Raw genomic sequence first — 18309 nt, forward strand, 5'->3', positions numbered from 1 at the left:
TCGCGTCGCCGAACAAGCGCTGTCAGCGCAGCACCCCCCAATGCTCAAGTCCCTCGATCACGCCATCCGCATGGCACCGCGATGCCAGGAAATGTCGGCGGTGGAGCGATGCGGCGTCGCGGAGTTCGGCAAGAGCATTGGCGACCACCACGCCGCGGACATGCGGCATCTCGAACATCTCCCGGTCGTTGCCGCTGTCGCCGGCGACGACGACCTCGTCGAGCCCGATCGACAAACGACGGCAGATCCATGCGAGCGCGCCGCCCTTGCCGCCGGCAGGCGGCAGGATGTCGAGATCGCGGCGGCAGGAATAGACAAGCTTCACAGCCAATCCTGCGGCGGCGAAACGCATCGCGAGCGAGCGGATTCGTTCTTCGCCGGCTTCCGGCAGGTGCCAGCTTATCTTGTGAGGGAGTTGGTGCAGGACAGGCTGTGGAGCCGCCCCCTCGATCGACTGCATGACAGCGGCGACCGCTTGCTCCTCGAAGGGAGGGCCAAGTTCTTCCATGAAAGCCTGGAGGGGCCCCGCAATGCGCACATCCGCAATAACCGTCCCGACACCGCCGATCATGTAGTCGGGCCTCGGTAGCAGCTTTGCCTCGACCAGCGACGATATATCGTCGGCCGTGCGGGCACTGTTATAGACGAGGAGCGGCCGCTCCTCGCTCTTCAGCGAATGCCAGGTCCGCCGGAAGCGTTCGGCCGCCGCCTCGTCGCCCAGCAGCGTTCCGTCGATGTCCGATGCCAGCAGCCTTACCGGACCGTTTGTCATTTTTTCCGTCCCATTCTTCGCCAATGGTCGGAAAATGCCCGTCATCCCGCTGCCGCGACCTTCTCCCTTGCGGGGAGAGGCCAGGGTGAGGGGCATTGCGTATCCCAGCTTCCCAATCGGTAGCGTCGCACCCATTATACAAGAAACCCGGCGCGAGGGCCGGGTTTCCAAAGCGGTGACATGTTGGTTGGCTCAGGCGGCCATCGCCTTCTTGAGGTTCTCGTCGATCTTGTCGAGGAACCCGGTCGTCGACAGCCACGGCTGGTCGGGACCGATCAGCAGCGCCAGGTCCTTGGTCATGAAGCCGGCTTCGACGGTTTCGACGCAGACGCGCTCCAGCGTCTCGGCGAATTTTGCGAGCTCGGTGTTGTTGTCGAGCTTGGCGCGATGGGCGAGGCCGCGGGTCCAGGCGAAGATCGAGGCGATCGAGTTGGTCGAGGTCTCCTCGCCCTTCTGATGCTGGCGGTAGTGGCGGGTGACCGTGCCGTGCGCGGCCTCCGCCTCGACCGTCTTGCCGTCCGGCGTCATCAGCACCGAGGTCATCAGGCCGAGCGAGCCGAAGCCCTGCGCGACGATATCGGACTGGACGTCACCGTCATAATTCTTGCAGGCCCAGACATAGCCGCCGGACCACTTCAGCGCCGAGGCGACCATGTCGTCGATGAGGCGATGTTCGTACCACAGCTTCTCGGCCTTGAACTGCTCGGCGAATTCCTCGTCGAACACCTTCTGGAAGATGTCCTTGAAGCGGCCGTCATAGGCTTTGAGGATCGTGTTCTTGGTCGAGAGGTAGACCGGCACCTTGCGCTGCAGGCCATAGTTGAACGAGGCGCGGGCGAATTCCGTTATCGATTCGTCGAGGTTGTACATGGCGAGCGCGACGCCGGCGCCCGGAGCATCATAGACCTCATGCTCAATCGTCTGGCCGTCGTCGCCGACGAACTTGATCGTGAGCTTGCCCTTGCCGGGGAACTTGAAGTCGGTGGCGCGATACTGGTCGCCGAAGGCGTGGCGGCCGACGATGATCGGCTTGGTCCAGCCGGGAACGAGGCGCGGCACGTTCTTGCAGATGATCGGTTCGCGGAAGATGACGCCGCCCAGGATGTTGCGGATCGTGCCGTTCGGCGACTTCCACATCTTCTTCAGGTTGAATTCCTCGACGCGGGCTTCGTCGGGCGTGATGGTCGCGCACTTGACGCCGACGCCGTGCTTCTTGATGGCGTTGGCGGCATCGATCGTCACCTGGTCTTCGGTCGCATCGCGGTTCTCGACGCTGAGGTCGTAATATTCGAGATCGAGGTCGAGATAGGGATGGATCAGCTTGTCCTTGATGAACTGCCAGATGATGCGGGTCATCTCGTCGCCGTCGAGCTCGACGACCGGATTGGCGACCTTGATCTTTGCCATGAATGTGCCTCGTGCTTTGCGGGACGCCGTGCGGTGTCCGCCGGTGGAAAAATCCAGAGCCCTATAGCACCATGGGTCGACAACGCAAAGCATGCTTGGCCGAAACTTTGGCTCGAGGAAATCACGCGGCCGGCACGAGGCTTAACGGCATGAAGGCTTCAAATTCGATGCGGATTGTGCGAGGGAAGCGGCCAATTAAACGAAGGCAATATCGATGGCAGGCACGAACAGCGAGCGCGAACTCTTGACGGAAGGTCCGGCGATCATCCTGGCCTTTCCCCAGCTCGGAGAAAACATCGGCATGGTAGCGCGCGCCATGGCGAATTTCGGCCTGTCGGAGTTGCGTCTCGTCAATCCGCGTGACGGCTGGCCGAGCGAAAAGGCGCGCTCCGCAGCAAGCCGCGCCGACCACGTGATCGACAATGCCAAGCTTTATGGCTCGCTCGAGGAGGCGATCGCCGATCTCAATTTCGTCTACGCGACCACCGCGCGCGATCGCGACGGTTACAAGCCGGTCCGCTCGCCCATCGTCGCCGCGCGTGAACTGCGCAACCGGTTCACGGCCGGGCAGGCGACGGGCATCATCTTCGGTCGCGAGCGCACGGGCCTGACCAACGAGGAGGTGTCGCTCGCCGACGAGATCGTGACCTTTCCGGTGAACCCCGCCTTCGCCTCCCTTAATCTGGCGCAGGCCGTGCTTCTCATGTCCTATGAATGGATGAAGACCGGCATGGGCTCGGAGGAGGAGACTTCCTTCCAGGCGATCGCGCAGCACCCGGCCACCAAGGAGCAGCTTCAGGGCCTGGTCGATCATCTGGAAGAGGCGCTCGATGCGCGCAACTACTTCCGCCCCGCCGATAAAAAGCCGAAATTGATGGAAAATCTGCGGGCGGTCCTGACACGGCCTTCCTTTACCGAATCCGAAATCCAGGTGCTGCGCGGCGTTGTCTCTTCGCTCGACCGGTTCACGCGGGAGAATCCGCGGGGTTCGGCCGCGCCAGCGCTAAGCAGGAAAGCATTGGGCGGCTGTGAAGACGATTGAGCTCAAACCCATTCTCGTCTTCGACAGCGGCATCGGCGGCCTGACCGTGCTTCGCGAAGCGCGGGTGCTGATGCCCGAGCGGCATTTCATCTACATCGCGGACGATGCCGGCTTTCCCTATGGCGGCTGGGAGGAGGGCGCCCTGAAAGAGCGCGTGATCGCTCTCTTCGGCAGATTGCTGGCCGAACACGATCCGGAAATCTGCATCATCGCTTGCAACACCGCCTTCACGCTCGTCGGCTCGGAGCTGCGCGCCGCCTATCCTCAGATGACCTTTGTCGGCACCGTGCCGGCGATCAAACCGGCCGCCGAACGCACGCGCTCGGGCGTCGTGGCGGTTCTGGCGACGCCCGGCACGGTGAGGCGCGCCTATACCCGCGACCTCATCCAGTCCTTCGCCTCGCAATGTCATGTGCGGCTGGTCGGCTCGGAAAACCTGGCGCGCATGGCAGAAGCCTATATCCGCGGCGAAGAGCTCGAGGACGAGGCCGTTTTGGCCGAGATCGCGCCCTGCTTCGTCGAGATGGACGGAGGCAAGACCGACATCGTCGTCCTCGCCTGCACCCATTACCCTTTCATGGCCAACGTCTTCCGGCGCCTTGCGCCCTGGCCGGTCGACTGGCTCGACCCTGCCGAGGCGATTGCCAGGCGCGCGCGCTCGCTGGTGCCGCTGCCGAAAGGTTTCGAGCCGATCAACGGCGACGATCCCGCGATCTTCACCTCGGGCAAACCCGATTTTGCAACGCGCCGGCTGATGCAGGGGTTCGGATTGAAAGTGAGCCCAGGCCTCGTCTCTGAGCGAGGAGAGACTCCTCAGACGAAGACCGTTTGGTGATCGCCTCGTAGCCCGGACGAATGCGTCGCGCGCCGCGAACTATTCCCTGTGGGTTTTCGCAATCGGCGGCACGTCGGGACCTATTCCATGCTAGGTGTCGCCCGTTTTGGCAGTCTGCTGCCGCGAATCGGTCTGGGACGAAGAGGTGGGAATGAAAGTCGGCATCGACATAGGAACGACGTCCGAGGGGACATCGGCCTCGCTCGATATCGAAGAGCTTCTGGCGACGCGTCTGCTGGTGCAGGGCAATTCCGGCTCGGGCAAGTCGCATCTTCTGCGCCGCCTGCTCGAACAGTCGGCACCCTGGGTGCAGCAATGCATCATCGATCCGGAAGGGGACTTCGTCACGCTTGCCGAGAGGTTCGGCCATGTGGTGGTCGAGGGCGAACGGACGGATGCGGAACTCGCCGGCATTGCCACCCGGATAAGGCAACACCGCGTCTCCTGCGTGCTTTCGCTGGAAGGCCTCGACGTCGAGCAGCAGATGCGCAGCGCCGGCGTGTTCCTGAACGCCATGTTCGACGCCGATCGCGAGTATTGGTATCCCGTGCTGGTGGTCGTCGACGAGGCGCAGATGTTCGCGCCGTCCGTCAGCGGCGATGTCTCGGAAGAGGCGCGCAAGACCTCGCTCGGCGCCATGACCAACCTGATGTGCCGCGGCCGCAAGCGCGGACTTGCCGGCGTCATCGCCACCCAGCGCCTGGCGAAGCTCGCGAAAAACGTTGCGGCGGAAGCCTCCAATTTCCTGATGGGGCGCACTTTCCTCGACATCGACATGCAGCGCGCCGCCGACCTCCTGGGCATGGACCGCCGCACGGCGGAGATGTTCCGCGACCTGAAGCGCGGCTCCTTTGTGGCGCTCGGCCCGGCGCTTTCCCGCCGGCCGCTGAAAGTGACGATCGGCTCGGTCGAGACCTCCGCGCGCTCGACGAGCCCGAAGCTGATGCCCTTGCCCGAGGCGCCACAAGACGTCGAGGACCTGATCTTCACGCCCGATCCGGAAGAACTGACCCGACCCGTCATACGCCGCGCCGCACCGCAACCGCGCCCGGCAAGCGACATTCTCGCCGAATTGTCGCGCCCGCGGCTGGAGCCGGTGGGACAGCTTGAGATCAAGCCCGCTCAGCCGGAGATATCCGCAGAGGAGCGCGAAGCTTTGCTCGACGCTCTGCTTGCCGAGATCATGGCAAATGCAGACGCTGCATTCCGCTCCGATGCGGAGCTCTTCCAGGATTTTCTCGTGCGCTGCCGAATCCGGCGCGTGCCCGGTGCGGCGCTCTCCTTGAGCGCCTTCCGCCGCAAAATGGCAATTGCCCGATCCGGCGTCGACCCCGAGACCGCCGCGACGGAAACGTGGGCGTCCGCCCTAAGGCTTGCCGATCGCGTGACCGAGGATCTGCAATCCGTCTTCCTGATGATGGCCCAGGCGGCAGTGCGTGGCCTGCCGTGCCCTTCGGATGCGATGATCGCCCGCGCCTACGGCACCCATTCCGCCCGCCGCGCCCGACGTCTGCTCGGCTATTTCGAGGAACAGGGATTGATCGTCGTGCACGCCGACTTCTCCGGCAAGCGGATCGTGGCCTTTCCCGATCTGGGCGCGGAGACCGCTCCGGTCGACGCGAATGCAGCCGACGCCGGCGGCTCGGAACGGTCGGCTGCGGAGTAGGGCTGTATTTAGGGGTTGTCAGTCTCACCCGGTGAGAGCATAGGCGGCGATTGCATCGCTATGTCTCGTCGGACATCGGCGGAGAACTTCGGCCTTTCCTCGTTTTCCCATCAAAGCCGTTTCAACTGCATCTTCTATCAATACAATTATTTCGGGATGCCGAATCAGGGGACACTACGTTGAAGGGAAATAGTGGAGAAATGATCGTGCTCGCATTTGTCTTCTGCAGCGCCACCAGCCTGTCGATGCCTGCACTTGCGGCGGACACGGCATGCGGTGCGGTTCAGACGACGATGCGTAAGTTAAATGAAGCTCCGAAGGTTCACCTCGCAGTGCGCGTGGTGAATGACGGATTCGGGTATTCTTCGTCTGGGCAGGCCGTTCTCATCAATACAAAGCAATATCACAGCGTTGAAGGCGGTCCATGGCACGTTAACAAGCGTGTATACATATCACCTGAAAGCGTGAGGAACTGCGAGTTCATCAGGCGCGAGACGTTGGAAGGAGTTGCGACTTCATTGTACCGCTACGAGCGCCTGTACGACCAGCAGACCGATAGAATAGAGATCTGGATCTCTGCGAATACAGGCTTGCCAGTCCAGTCTCACTTTACCGCGATCTCACCAAAGAATGGAGCCGAGCGGCATCTGAAGTATAGCTATGGCTCTGGCATTAAGGAGCCGATTTGAGGCGGGACCTGCCTAGCGAATTTGGGTTCCACTTCATGGAAACATCGTGCCGAATGGGTTGCCACCCATGCCCCAGGTATAACGGCACCACAGGGTTCCCCATATGGGGATGTTGAGCGATACAACTATGGCAACACGACCATACGCACAAAAATCAGTCTTCGACCTAGAAGCGATCTTCGAGCGGTCGCGCAATGACGCCAATGAACTTGACCGGTTATCGCACGAGCTGACCTTCCGCAACACTGCCAAAGCACGGTCTCTAGCAACGAAGATCAAGGAGGTTTTGACCGAGCTTGCCAGCCACAGGGTGGTACCCTTGTCGGCTTCTGGTGCGTCGACGCGCGCTTCCGCCCCGGCGCTGACAAAATCTTCTGCGGTCGCGCCAAGCGACGCACCGACAAGAGTCGTGCCCCTCGGCCGGGAGCCTACGTCTGATTCCAACACCCGGCACCAAATCAGCGAGGATAGAATCGATCTCGGCCTGCTACCATCCTTCTCACCTTCGGGTAAAACGAATGATGCGCGGGCAATCCTGGCGGCATGGACAGCCTTGGAGGCCTTGTCCCCACAAAGCTACAAACGACCTGAGGAAATGGCGTCCGGCGACCGATCCCGTGTTGCCCTTCTAGAGCGAGGCATTCCATGGGGACGAGACGCCCGCAGCAAGCCAAATCACAGGCTCTATTTCGAGGTCTTCCTCGGCGCCATCGCCCTCGACAAGGCGACGGACGAACTGGTCAAGGTCTTTGGAGAGGACGAGGAGCGTTCACGCCCAGATGGCAAGAGAGCTGCCATCGGCTCAATCCTGATCGACAACAAAGGCTTTGTTCTGGAAGACAAGGGCGTGGCCGTTTCTAGCTTCGCATGGGCGCTCAAGCCGGCGCTCGATTTGAAGCTCGGAAGCTTGGGGGCCTGGCCGAAAGTAGAGCTGCGCATCATTGAGCGGCTTGATCGGATGGTTCGCCGCCACGACGAGCATGGAGAACCGTTACCAATCGATCTGGACGTCGTCCTTAGCGCACATCGATGGCTCGTGTCGCAGTTCGGCGTGCCCGAACATTTAGTCGAGCCTCCGACATTCGCGCTCAAGGTTTTCCATCACTTCAAGGCGAAGACACCACCCGAGCCATCCTTGCTGAATTCCTTCTATCTTGAGGATCTCCGCGAAGCAGCGGAACTGATAGAGTCGGGCAAGGCGGGGGCCGGTTTGCTGCGTTACATGGGAATTGGGAGGCCCGGCGAGAAAGTCGACGTGCTGTCGCCAGTCTCCGCAGTCGAGCCGTTCGTTGCGCCGTCGCTCATGCCGCAGGCTCGTTGGCCCTCGCATGGCGGCCATCCATTGGTTCTGCTACAGCAAGCCGCCGTGAATGCTGCACGCGCGGAACTGGGTGATGATCCAGGCATCATGGGCGTCAATGGTCCGCCGGGAACCGGAAAGACCACTCTCCTCAGGGATATCGTGGTCGGTTGCGTTCTCGATCGGGCCATGGCGATGGCGGGCTTCGACAAGCCGCAGGATGCATTTTTCCCCACGGGCCAGAAGCTGGCATTCGGATCTAACGTCTTCCTACACTTCTACCGGCTCGATGCGTCCTTGAAAGGGCATGAGATCGTCGTTGCGTCCTCGAATAACAAGGCGGTCGAGAACGTTAGCAAGGAGCTCCCCCTAAAGGAGGCCAATGGTCGACATGAACAGATATCCTACTTTAGGTCCATCAGCGACCTGATCGCGAACCCCAAACGCGCCGGCTATTTCGAAGCCGATGAGGAAGCCACCACCGACCCGATCGAGACTTGGGGATTGATCGCAGCCGCACTTGGCAATGGCCGCAATCGAGGTGCGTTCCAGCAGGGTTTCTGGTGGAACGAGGACGGTGGCTTCCTCACCTACTTGAAGGCAGCTCGCGGTATGAATGTCGTGCGCGAGATAAACGACGAGCGGACTGGCGAAATCATCGATCGCGTGATGCCCAACGTGGTCGTCAACGAGCGGCCCAGCACCAACGAGGCGGACGCCGCCGCTGCCTGGCGCAAGGCAAAGGCAGGCTTCCTCAAGCTTAAGAAGGCAGTGGATTTTGAAATCGCCGGGATCGAAGAGATGCGCCGAGATATCCGGATACTCAAGGATGCGCTCATCGAACTGCGGAAGCTGGATGAATTCCGTCCCCGCTTGGACGAAGCCGTCGCACAAGCACGTCAAATTGGCGAGGCCCGCCGTCAAGAGCAGGAGAAGGCAAAATCGCAGGTCGAGCGGGACAAGACTTTGCTCGATAACCATCTTCTCAGCCGCCCGGGTTACTTCTCCCGGTTGTTCGGGACTGCGGCCTGGAAATCATGGAGTTCGACTCAGCAGAATCTCTCGGCAACCCTGCAGAAATCAGCCCAACGCGCGCAGGCTGCGGACGCCGCGTTGGAGCTTGCCAAGACAGAGTGGAGCAAGGCCCAATCCCAACTACAGCAACTCGACCGTGAAACTGCCAACAAGCGGCAGGCAGTCTCTCAATTGAACGCAGCTGCGGCGCAGGCACGAAACCGCTTGGGCGACAGAATTGTCGATGAGCTATTCTTCGAGCGCGAGCACGAGGCTATCCATCTGACGGCACCTTGGCTTCCGGATGACGTCCACCGCATGCGTGAGGATCTGTTCGCTGCTGCCTTGGCGGTGCATAAGGCTTTCATCGATGCTTCGGCCAATCGCCTGCAACACAATCTCGGGCTATTGATGTCGGCAATGGAGGCTGGTGCCTTCCAGTCGCCCGCTCATCGTGAACTGCTCCCCGACCTCTGGTCCAGCCTCTTCATGGTGGTGCCCACTGTCTCCACGACGTTCGCCTCCGTAAGGACCATGTTCGGGGATTTGCCTCCCGATAGCATAGGCTGGCTTCTGGTCGATGAAGCAGGCCAGGCCGTTCCTCAGGCAGCCGTTGGCGCGATCATGCGGGCAAAGCGCTCCATTGTGGTGGGCGATCCGCTGCAGATCCCCCCCGTTGTTTCGCTGCCCGAAAAGTTGAATTCCGAAATTTGCAAGTTCTTCGATATCGACAAGACCGAATGGTCCGCCCCTGCGGCATCGACGCAGACCCTTGCCGATCAGGCATCGCGCTTCAAATCTACCTTCGTCACCAACATCGGTGATCGAGAGGTCGGGCTACCTCTCCTTGTACACCGGCGCTGCCAAAACCCGATGTTCGATGTTTCTAACACCATCGCCTATGCCGGGCAGATGGTCCATGCAGTCGCGCCGATACGTCCCGGGCCAATCGGGTCGGTCTTGGGGCGCTCTCGCTGGATCGATGTCAATGGAAATGCCGAGTCGAAGTGGTGTCCCGATGAGGGCGATGCCGTAGTACGAATGCTCAGGGAATTGGCGGCATCGGGCGTGACCAACCCAGACGTGTTCGTCATCACGCCATTCAAAATCGTAGAGCAGGAAATGCGCCGGCTTCTCGACAGAGAAACAGATCTGCTGCGAGCATTTGGCGTAAAGACCGATGAGTGGAGCAGTGACCGTGTAGGCACGATCCACACGTTCCAGGGCCGTGAAGCGGACACGGTCATCCTACTGTTGGGCGCGCCGAAAGCGAACCAGCACAAGGCGCGTCAGTGGGCAGCTAGCCCACCCAACATTATCAACGTCGCTGTCTCGCGCGCCAAGCAAAACCTATATGTGGTCGGTTCCGCCGCTGCATGGGCGGCCGCAGGGACCAGCCTGCAGGTCCTGCAGCGGCAGTTGGCGTCAGCGTGACATGTGGTTTAACGCTAGCCACTTCCGATTGGACCTGAACAATCGCGAGATTGCCACCCTGATCTACTTTGGGTTCTTGCTGCCTGCCGGAACGGTTTTGGAAGAAATGACGGCCTCTCGCGCTTGATGTGGTACGACAACCCGTTCGGCACGAGGTTGTCACCCATGTCTTAGGTACAAACTGTAACCTATGTCTCCGGGCTGGACAGGCTGGACATGGCGGACAGGGTGGGATTCGAACCCACGGTACGGTTCCCCGTACGACGGTTTTCAAGACCGTTGCCTTAAACCACTCGGCCACCTGTCCGGGCAGCGCGTTATTGCGCGAAGTGCGTGGCGTTGCAAGACTTAGGTGACGCGTCCGGAAGAATTTCTTCGCTGCCGTCGCCTGCCGCTGAGGCGCCTTTCTTTACCATCCGTAAACCATAAAGCGAAAAACCCCGCGCGGATTCGCTCTGCGGTTCGTATTTTCGCCTTGTTGTTGTCATGATTGCTGAATGTCCCTTTTCGGGACGTCGAAATTTCCGTGGGGGTAAAGCGGAACGTTTCGGCACGGCCATTGCAAATGACCTAGTGGGACAGATGACAGAGAGACAAGCGGCGTGCATTGCGAGGGGATTGCGCCTCGCGGCAATTCCACTCCTTTGTGCCGCGCTTGCGGCCTGCGGTGCCACGTCCAGCGTCAAGAAGAGCGCTTCCAGAAGCAAGGAATACTTTCCTGAATCGGTCTACGGCGTCAAAGCCAGCCCGAGAGTGGCCGAGGGGCGCAATATCCCGAAGGGCGGCGGGCGCTTCCAGGTGGGGCGAGCCTATCAGGTCAAGGGCAGGTGGTATCAGCCGAAAGAGGAGCCCGGCTATAACAAGAGCGGCATGGCCTCCTGGTACGGCTCGGCCTTCCACGGCCGGCTGACGGCGAACGGCGAGGTCTATGACAAGTACCACCTTTCGGCAGCGCACCCGACCTTCCCGCTGCCGAGCTACGCGCGCGTCACCAATGTCGAGAACGGCTCGTCGGTGATCGTACGCGTCAACGATCGCGGCCCCTATGAATATGGCCGTATCATCGACGTCTCGTCGAAAACCGCCGATCTGCTCGATATCAAGCGCAAGGGCAGTGCCAAGGTGCGCGTCCAATATATCGGCCGGGCACCGCTCGAGGGCAACGACATGCCCTATCTGATGGCCTCCTATGTGACGAAGGGCGACCGCAGCCCCGGCGTAATGCCGGAAGGCCAGATCGCAACGGGCGTCATGGTGGCGTCGAACGAGCCGCTGCGCAACCAGGCACAAAGCCTCGGCACGCTGACGATACCGCCGAAGTCAACCCTTGGCGCCGGCGCGCCGGTCAATGCTCTTGCGGCGACTTCGCCTTCGTCTCCCACATCGGCCGCGATCTCGGAATTCGTGACGCTGCCGGAGATCGGCCCGATGCCGAAAGAGCGGCCGGAACTGATACCGCTGCCGAACGGCAACATGGCCTATGCCGCAGCCTATGCCGAGGTCAGGGTCAGCGACAGGGCTTCGCCGTTCGAATTGATCATGGCCGATCCCAATCCGCTGACGCCTCAGTCGATTCTCGCCTATGCGAAGCGGCAACGCGGGATCGCTTCCTCCTACTGACCCCGCTTGAAATGGGGCCGTTCTCGCTGCTATGCCCGTGAAGAAACCGGAGTTTCTCATGCGCATGAAGTGGCTCGCGATCCTAGGCGTCCTCACGGCATTGGCCGTGGGGGAGGCGGCAGCGCAGACGCCCGGCTTCGACACCAAGGCCAAACAGGTCTATCTCGTCGACGCGGAAACCGGCACCGTGCTTTTTTCGCGGGCCGAGAACGAACCGGTGCCGCCTGCATCGCTCGCCAAGCTGATGGCGATGGAAGTGGTCTTCGAGGCGCTGGACAAGGGCGAGGTCACGCCCGACACGACATTCGAAGTCTCCGAATATGCCTGGCGGACGGGTGGCGCGCCGTCCGGCACCTCCACGATGTTTGCCCCCATCAAATCGAGGATCAGGGTCGCGGATCTCGTCCAGGGAGCGATCGTTCAACTGGCAAATGACGCCTGCATCGTGCTGGCGGAAGGAATGGCCGGCAGCGAGGCGGCCTTTGCCGAGCGGATGACGAAGCGGGCAAGGGATCTCGGCATGCCGGTCGCGACTTTCAAGAACGCGACCGGCCTTCCGGATCCTGAAAACAGGATGACGATGCGCGAACTCGTCACCCTGTCGCGGCACTTGTACGAGGCGCATCCGGACCGCTACCGCCTCTATTCGCAACCCGATTTCGAGTGGAACAAGATCTACCAGCGCAACAAGAACCCGCTGCTCGCCGCCATTATCGGCGTCGACGGACTGGCAACGGGATTCGCGGAAGGTTTCGGCTTCTCCGTCGCGGCCTCGATGAAGCGGGGCGATCGCCGCGTCTATCTGGCGATGGGCGGGCTCGCAAGCGAAAAGGAAAGGATCGAGGAGAGCCGCCGCGTGCTCGAATGGGCGATGACCAATTTCGAGAAGCGGCGCATCTTCGCCGGCGGGGAAACGATCGGGGAAGCGAGCGTCTATGGCGGGGCGGCCGGTCGCGTCGCCCTCGCCGCCGCAGAGCCGCTGGATGTCCTCCTGCCGGTGAACAACCCCGAACGATTGACCGCCCGCATCGTCTACAAGTGGCCGCTGAACGCGCCGGTGGCGGCCGGCCAGGAGGTCGGGGTCGTCAAGCTCTGGAACGGCGAGAAGCTCATCAAGGAAGTGCCCGTCCATACGGCCAAGTCAGTCGAAACGGGGACGCTCACGAGCCGTGCGCTTGACGCGCTGCAGGAGCTACTCTTCTTCTGGCTATGACAATTGCGTGCCGGGACAGTTTCTTCCGGGAGGCCGATCGGCTAAACAGAAACCATGGATACGCCGATCTGGAAGAGCATGTGTCGCTGACAAAGGGTTTGTTCGTAACGTTCGAAGGCGGAGAAGGGGCGGGCAAGTCGACGCAGATGCGCCTCCTCGCCGATTCGCTCAGAGCACGCGGTCATGACGTGCTGACGACGCGCGAGCCCGGCGGTTCTACCGGCGCGGAGGCGGTTCGTCACGTTCTTCTCTCGGGGGCGGCGGAGGCCTACGGCGTGCGGATGGAGGCGATCCTCTTCGCGGCCGCGCGCAGCGATCACGTCGAGCAGGTGATCCGCCCTGCGCTCGAGCGGGGAACGATCGTTCTTTGCGATCGCTTCATGGATTCCTCGCGGGTCTACCAAGGCATCACCGGCAATCTCGAACAGGGTTTCATGGAAACGCTGGAGCGTGTCGCCGTCAACGGCGTCATTCCGGATCGCACCATCATCTTCGATCTTCCGGCCGTCATTGGACTTGAGCGCGCGCGCCGTCGGGCCGCCGATGAACGCCCGGACAGATTTGAAAAGGAGCAGCTTGAAACGCATGAGAAGCGGCGCGAAGCCTTTCTCGACATTGCCGAGGCCGACCCCGAACGCTGCAGTGTCGTCGACGCGACGCGGCCGGTCGATGAGATTGCCGCCGAAGTGCTGAGCCTGGTGGAGGCGCTGCTCCCGCGGGAAGACGAATCGCACCCTTCAACGGCGGAAGTGGCGTCATGACGACCGAGCGGTCAGGCCTGCTCGACGGGGCGATCGCTCCGGCGGAAAACAGCAAGCTTTTCGGCCACGCCGAGGCCGAGGCCTTTCTGGCGCAGAGCTACAAATCCGGCAAGGGGCACCACGCGATCCTCATCGAGGGGCCGGAAGGCATCGGCAAGGCGACGCTCGCCTTCCGCTTTGCCAACCACGTGCTCCGCCATCCGGAACCAACCGAGGCGCCGGAGAGCCTTGCCGATCCCGATCCGGCTTCCATGACGACGCGTCAGCTTGCGTCCGGCGCGTCGCACAACCTCCTCCATCTTACCCGTCCGATCGACGAGAAGACGGGCAGGGCCAGGGGCGCGATCACCGTCGACGAAGTGCGCCGCGCCGGAAAGTTCTTCGGCCAGACCTCGGGCACCGGGAACTGGCGAATTGTCATCGTCGACCCGGCGGACGACCTCAACCGCAATGCGGCGAATGCCATTCTGAAGATCCTCGAGGAGCCGCCGCGCCGATCCCTCTTCCTCGTCCTCACTCATGCACCCGGCAAACTCCTGCCGACGATCCGCTCGCGTTGCCTGCCTCTGCGGCTGAAGCCGCTCGAGGCGGAGCCGTTGCGCCAGGCGCTCGCGCATCTCGGATATGATCTTGGCGGCGCGAGTGGCGATCAGATCCTCGCCGCAGCGGGCGGAAGCGTCGCGGAGGCGCTGAAGCTCATCAATTACGGCGGACTCGACATCGCCGCCGCCTTCGAAGAGGTTCTCGCGGGGCAGGGGCCGGCGGTTCGCAAGCAGATGCACAAGCTCGCCGACGTTCTCTCGGCCAAGGACAGCGAGACGATCTTCGATTTCTTTTCGTCGCTGCTGACGGTCAGGGTCATGCAACTGGCGCGCGACGCAGCATTGGCCGGCGACATCGCGAGCGCTGATCGCTTCGCGCGTCTTTCGAGCGGGTTCGCCGAGCGCCTGGCGCTCAGCGACGCCTACAACCTAGATCGCAAGCAGACGATCCTGTCGCTTCTCGACGACCTCAGGGACGCCTTATAGGGCAGGAGTGAACCCTCCACTTCCGCTCGATCGCGGCGGCCGTTGCAATCGGCTTTTTCTTGCCTTGGCGGTTCCCTACCTAAGGGCGATGCGCTAATAGCAGCCATAGTTTCCGATCCGAGATAATCGAAGCCGCCAATGAAAAATACGTCCCCCTTTTACATCACTACCGCGATCTCCTATCCGAACGGCAAGCCGCATATCGGCCATGCCTACGAACTGATCGCCACCGACGCGATCGCCCGCTTCCAGCGGCTCGACGGGCGTGAGGTATTCTTCCTCACCGGGACGGACGAACACGGCCAGAAGATGCAGCAGACGGCCAAGAAGGAGGGGGTCTCGGCTGCGGAGCTCGCCGAACGCAACTCGGCCGAGTTCCAGAAGATGGCCGAGCTGCTCAACGCGTCGAACGACGACTTCATCCGCACGACCGAAAAGCGGCATCACGAGGCGTCGCAGGCGATCTGGGTCTGCATGAGCGAGGCGGGCGACATCTACAAGGATTCCTATGCGGGCTGGTACTCGGTCCGCGACGAGGCCTATTACCAGGAAGGCGAAACGGAGCTGCGCGACGATGGCGTGCGCTACGGACCACAGGGGACGCCGGTCGAATGGGTCGAGGAGGAGAGCTATTTCTTCCGTTTGTCGGCCTACCAGGACAAGCTCCTGAAGCATTACGAGGACAACCCGGATTTCATTGGCCCGGCCGAACGGCGAAACGAGGTCGTCTCCTTCGTCAAATCGGGGCTGAAGGATCTTTCGGTTTCCCGTACGACCTTCGACTGGGGCATCAAGGTGCCGAACGACCCGGCCCACGTCATGTATGTCTGGGTGGATGCGCTGACCAACTATCTGACCGCGACAGGCTATCTGACCGATCAGAACGGGCCGCGTGCGAAATTCTGGCCGGCGGACATCCACATCATCGGCAAGGACATCATCCGCTTTCATGCCGTCTACTGGCCGGCTTTCCTGATGTCGGCAGGCCTGCCGCTGCCGAAGCGCGTCTTCGCCCACGGCTTCCTGCTGAACAAGGGCGAGAAGATGTCAAAATCGCTCGGCAACGTCGTCGACCCGTTCAACCTCGTCGAGCATTTCGGCCTCGACCAGATCCGCTATTTCTTCCTTCGGGAGGTCTCGTTCGGACAGGACGGCAGCTACAGCGAGGAGGGGATCGCGACCCGGATCAATTCCGACCTCGCCAATGGCATCGGCAATCTCGCCAGCCGATCCTTGTCGATGATCTTCAAGAATTGCGACGGCCAGATTCCGGCCTGCGGGCCGCTGACCGACGAAGACAAGGCGATGCTTGCCGCAGCCGATGCGCTCCTCGAGACGACGCGTGACGACATGAGCAAGCAGCTCATCCACCGCGCGCTCGCCGCGATAATCTCCGTCGTTTCCGAAACCGACCGCTATTTTGCCGGCCAGGAGCCCTGGGGGCTGAAGAAAACCGACCCGCAACGCATGGCGACCGTGCTTTATGTGACGGCGGAAGTCGTCCGCCAGATCGCGATCCTCATGCAGCCCTTCATGCCGGAATCGGCGGGCAAGCTGCTCGATCTCGTCGCGGCGCCCGCGGACCAGCGCAGCTTCGCCGCGCTCGGCGAGGCAGGCCGGCTTGTCTCCGGAACGCCGCTCGAAGCGCCGAAGCCGGTTTTCCCGCGCTACGTGGCACCGGAAGCGTAAGCGAGAGCGAGCCGATGCTGATCGACACGCATTGCCATCTGGATTTTCCCGATTTCGAGCCCGAGCGGGACGCGATCATCGAACGCGCGCGTGACGCCGGCGTGAGCCAGATGGTGACGATTTCGACGCGCGTCAAACGGTTCGAGACGACACTCGCGATCGCCGAGAAATACCCGAACGTCTTTTGCTCGGTTGGAACCCACCCGCACAACGCGGATGAAGAACTCGACATTACGACCGAGGATCTGGTCCGCCTCTCGGCCCATCCGAAGGTGGTGGCGATCGGCGAGGCGGGGCTCGATTATTTCTACGACAACGCCCCGCGCGAGGCTCAGGCCGAAGGATTGCGCCGGCATATTGCAGCGGCGCGTCAAACCGGGCTGCCGCTTGTCATCCACAGCCGCTCGGCCGACGAGGACATGGCGACCATCCTTACGGAGGAATCGGGGAAGGGGGCGTTTCCCTTCCTTCTCCATTGCTTCTCTTCCGGCCAGGAACTCGCGCGCGTCGGCGTCGAGCTCGGCGGTTACGTCTCCTTCTCCGGCATTCTGACCTTCCCGAAGTCTGAGGAATTGCGCGACATCGCCAAGACGTTGCCGCGCGATCGGATCGTCGTCGAGACGGACGCACCCTATCTGGCGCCGAGGCCCTTCCGCGGCAAGCGCAACGAGCCGGCTTATGTCGCGCACACGGCCGACGTCCTGGCCGAGACGATCGGCGTATCCAGGGCCGAGATCGACGACATCACCACGGAAAACGCGTTTCGGATTTTCTCGAAGATGCCGAGGCTGTGAAATGGCGTTCCGGCGGGTCTTCACCATCCTCGGTTGCGGATCTTCGCCAGGCGTGCCGCGGATAACCGGCGATTGGGGTGCCTGCGATCCGTTGAATCCACGCAACCGACGCATGAGGGCCGCGCTGCTCGTGGAGCAATTCGCCGCCGACGGCGGCAAGACGACGGTCGTTATCGATACCGGCCCCGATTTTCGCGCCCAGATGATCGCAGCCGAGGTTCGCCATATCGATGCAGTGCTCTACACCCATGCCCATGCCGATCATCTGCACGGGATCGACGATCTTCGCGGCTTCGTCATAGAGAATCGCAAGCGCGTGCCGATCTGGGCGGATGCGTTCACCATGGCCCGGATCCGCGACGGTTTTCGCTACTGCCTCGAATCACCGCCGGGCAGCGGCTATCCGCCGATCGTCGAGCCGCACGTCATCGACGACGATCTTCCGCCGGTGACGATCCACGGCGCCGGCGGCCCGATTACGATCGAGCCGCTGATGCAGTTTCACGGGAATGTTCACTCGCTCGGCTTCCGCATCGGCGATTTTGCCTATTGCAGCGACGTCAGCGACTTTCCTGCGGAAACCATCGAAAAGCTTCTGGGTCTCGATCTGCTGGTCATCGACACGCTGCAGTACAAATTCCATCCAAGCCATCTGTCGCTGGTGCAGTCGCTCGGCTGGATCAACCGGCTCGCGCCGAAGCGCGCCGTGCTGACGCACATGCATGTGCCGCTCGATTACGAGACCTTGCGTGGCGAGACTCCGGATCACGTCGAACCGGCTTACGACATGATGCGCCTGGAATTCGAAATCGACATGCCAAGCGGTGAAGAGGCATGAAGTCGCGAATTAGGACTCCGGCCCAGTGCATTGATTACGTTCCACAAACCAGCGCTTTGCACGGTAGACAATAGTTCCATAATCTATCTTATGCGATCTCCTGATGTAGGGGGGTACATTCTATTTCCAAGTGCGACATGCCAATAAAAACAAAGGCTTCGCCTTGGAGATTTTTGGATGTCGCTCTGCTATTCGCAGCTCACCCTT

General features: G+C 61.6%; 14 protein-coding genes and 1 tRNA gene. 12 read left to right on the forward strand and 3 right to left on the reverse strand.

Annotation, left to right across the window (positions count from 1 at the left end):
* Nucleotides 1-22 precede the first annotated feature (22 nt).
* Together J2Z31_RS23370 and J2Z31_RS23375 are read right to left on the reverse strand one after the other, a co-directional pair.
* A complete protein-coding gene (locus tag J2Z31_RS23370) occupies nucleotides 23-772 on the reverse strand; it encodes an HAD-IIB family hydrolase (protein WP_234939602.1) in 750 nt (249 codons plus the stop codon).
* 192 nt (nucleotides 773-964) lie between these two features.
* Nucleotides 965-2179: an NADP-dependent isocitrate dehydrogenase gene (locus J2Z31_RS23375; protein ID WP_209605109.1), complete on the reverse strand. Its 1215-nt coding sequence runs from the start codon at nucleotides 2177-2179 to the stop codon at nucleotides 965-967.
* A gap of 214 nt (nucleotides 2180-2393) precedes the next feature.
* Between J2Z31_RS23375 and J2Z31_RS23380 the strand changes: the two genes are divergently transcribed.
* From J2Z31_RS23380 to J2Z31_RS23400, 5 genes are all read left to right on the forward strand, one after another.
* Nucleotides 2394-3221 (forward strand): RNA methyltransferase, encoded by an 828-nt coding sequence (locus tag J2Z31_RS23380; protein ID WP_209605112.1) that lies wholly within the window; start codon nucleotides 2394-2396, stop codon nucleotides 3219-3221.
* Nucleotides 3208-4056 (forward strand): glutamate racemase, encoded by an 849-nt coding sequence (murI, locus tag J2Z31_RS23385; RefSeq protein WP_209605113.1) that lies wholly within the window; start codon nucleotides 3208-3210, stop codon nucleotides 4054-4056. Before J2Z31_RS23380 ends, murI begins: the two co-directional genes overlap by 14 nt.
* 151 nt (nucleotides 4057-4207) lie before the next feature.
* On the forward strand, nucleotides 4208-5722 hold the full coding sequence (locus tag J2Z31_RS23390; protein ID WP_209605115.1) for an ATP-binding protein: 1515 nt from the start codon (nucleotides 4208-4210) through the stop codon (nucleotides 5720-5722).
* 200 nt (nucleotides 5723-5922) lie between these two features.
* Entirely contained in the window at nucleotides 5923-6411 is a 489-nt protein-coding gene (locus tag J2Z31_RS23395) for a hypothetical protein (RefSeq protein WP_209605117.1), read from the forward strand.
* 127 nt (nucleotides 6412-6538) lie between these two features.
* Entirely contained in the window at nucleotides 6539-10159 is a 3621-nt protein-coding gene (locus tag J2Z31_RS23400; protein WP_209605119.1) for a DEAD/DEAH box helicase, read from the forward strand.
* 217 nt (nucleotides 10160-10376) lie between these two features.
* Here J2Z31_RS23400 and J2Z31_RS23405 read toward each other — a convergent pair.
* Nucleotides 10377-10466, reverse strand: a tRNA-Ser gene (locus tag J2Z31_RS23405).
* Between the two features lie 275 nt (nucleotides 10467-10741).
* On the opposite strand from J2Z31_RS23405, the gene J2Z31_RS23410 reads away from it, so the two are divergent.
* The 7 genes from J2Z31_RS23410 (at nucleotide 10742) to J2Z31_RS23440 (ending at nucleotide 18102) form a co-directional block, all read left to right on the forward strand.
* Complete coding sequence (locus J2Z31_RS23410) at nucleotides 10742-11779, forward strand: septal ring lytic transglycosylase RlpA family protein (protein WP_209605121.1); 1038 nt, start codon at nucleotides 10742-10744, stop codon at nucleotides 11777-11779.
* 58 nt (nucleotides 11780-11837) lie between these two features.
* The gene (locus tag J2Z31_RS23415) at nucleotides 11838-12992 is read left to right on the forward strand and encodes a D-alanyl-D-alanine carboxypeptidase family protein (protein WP_209605123.1); all 1155 of its coding nucleotides are present in this window, start codon (nucleotides 11838-11840) and stop codon (nucleotides 12990-12992) included.
* 80 nt (nucleotides 12993-13072) lie between these two features.
* Nucleotides 13073-13753, forward strand: a complete 681-nt coding sequence (gene tmk / locus J2Z31_RS23420) for a dTMP kinase (protein ID WP_328243629.1) — start codon at nucleotides 13073-13075, stop codon at nucleotides 13751-13753.
* A complete protein-coding gene (locus J2Z31_RS23425; protein WP_209605127.1) occupies nucleotides 13750-14781 on the forward strand; it encodes a DNA polymerase III subunit delta' in 1032 nt (343 codons plus the stop codon). Before tmk ends, J2Z31_RS23425 begins: the two co-directional genes overlap by 4 nt.
* 138 nt (nucleotides 14782-14919) lie before the next feature.
* Nucleotides 14920-16470 (forward strand): methionine--tRNA ligase, encoded by a 1551-nt coding sequence (gene metG / locus J2Z31_RS23430; RefSeq protein ID WP_209605129.1) that lies wholly within the window; start codon nucleotides 14920-14922, stop codon nucleotides 16468-16470.
* 14 nt (nucleotides 16471-16484) lie between these two features.
* The gene (locus J2Z31_RS23435; protein WP_209605131.1) at nucleotides 16485-17264 is read left to right on the forward strand and encodes a TatD family hydrolase; all 780 of its coding nucleotides are present in this window, start codon (nucleotides 16485-16487) and stop codon (nucleotides 17262-17264) included.
* A 1-nt stretch (nucleotide 17265) separates the two neighbouring features.
* Complete coding sequence (locus J2Z31_RS23440) at nucleotides 17266-18102, forward strand: MBL fold metallo-hydrolase (RefSeq protein WP_209605133.1); 837 nt, start codon at nucleotides 17266-17268, stop codon at nucleotides 18100-18102.
* Nucleotides 18103-18309 lie beyond the last annotated feature (207 nt).

The sequence above is a fragment of the Sinorhizobium kostiense genome, from assembly GCF_017874595.1.
GTDB lineage: Bacteria > Pseudomonadota > Alphaproteobacteria > Rhizobiales > Rhizobiaceae > Sinorhizobium > Sinorhizobium kostiense.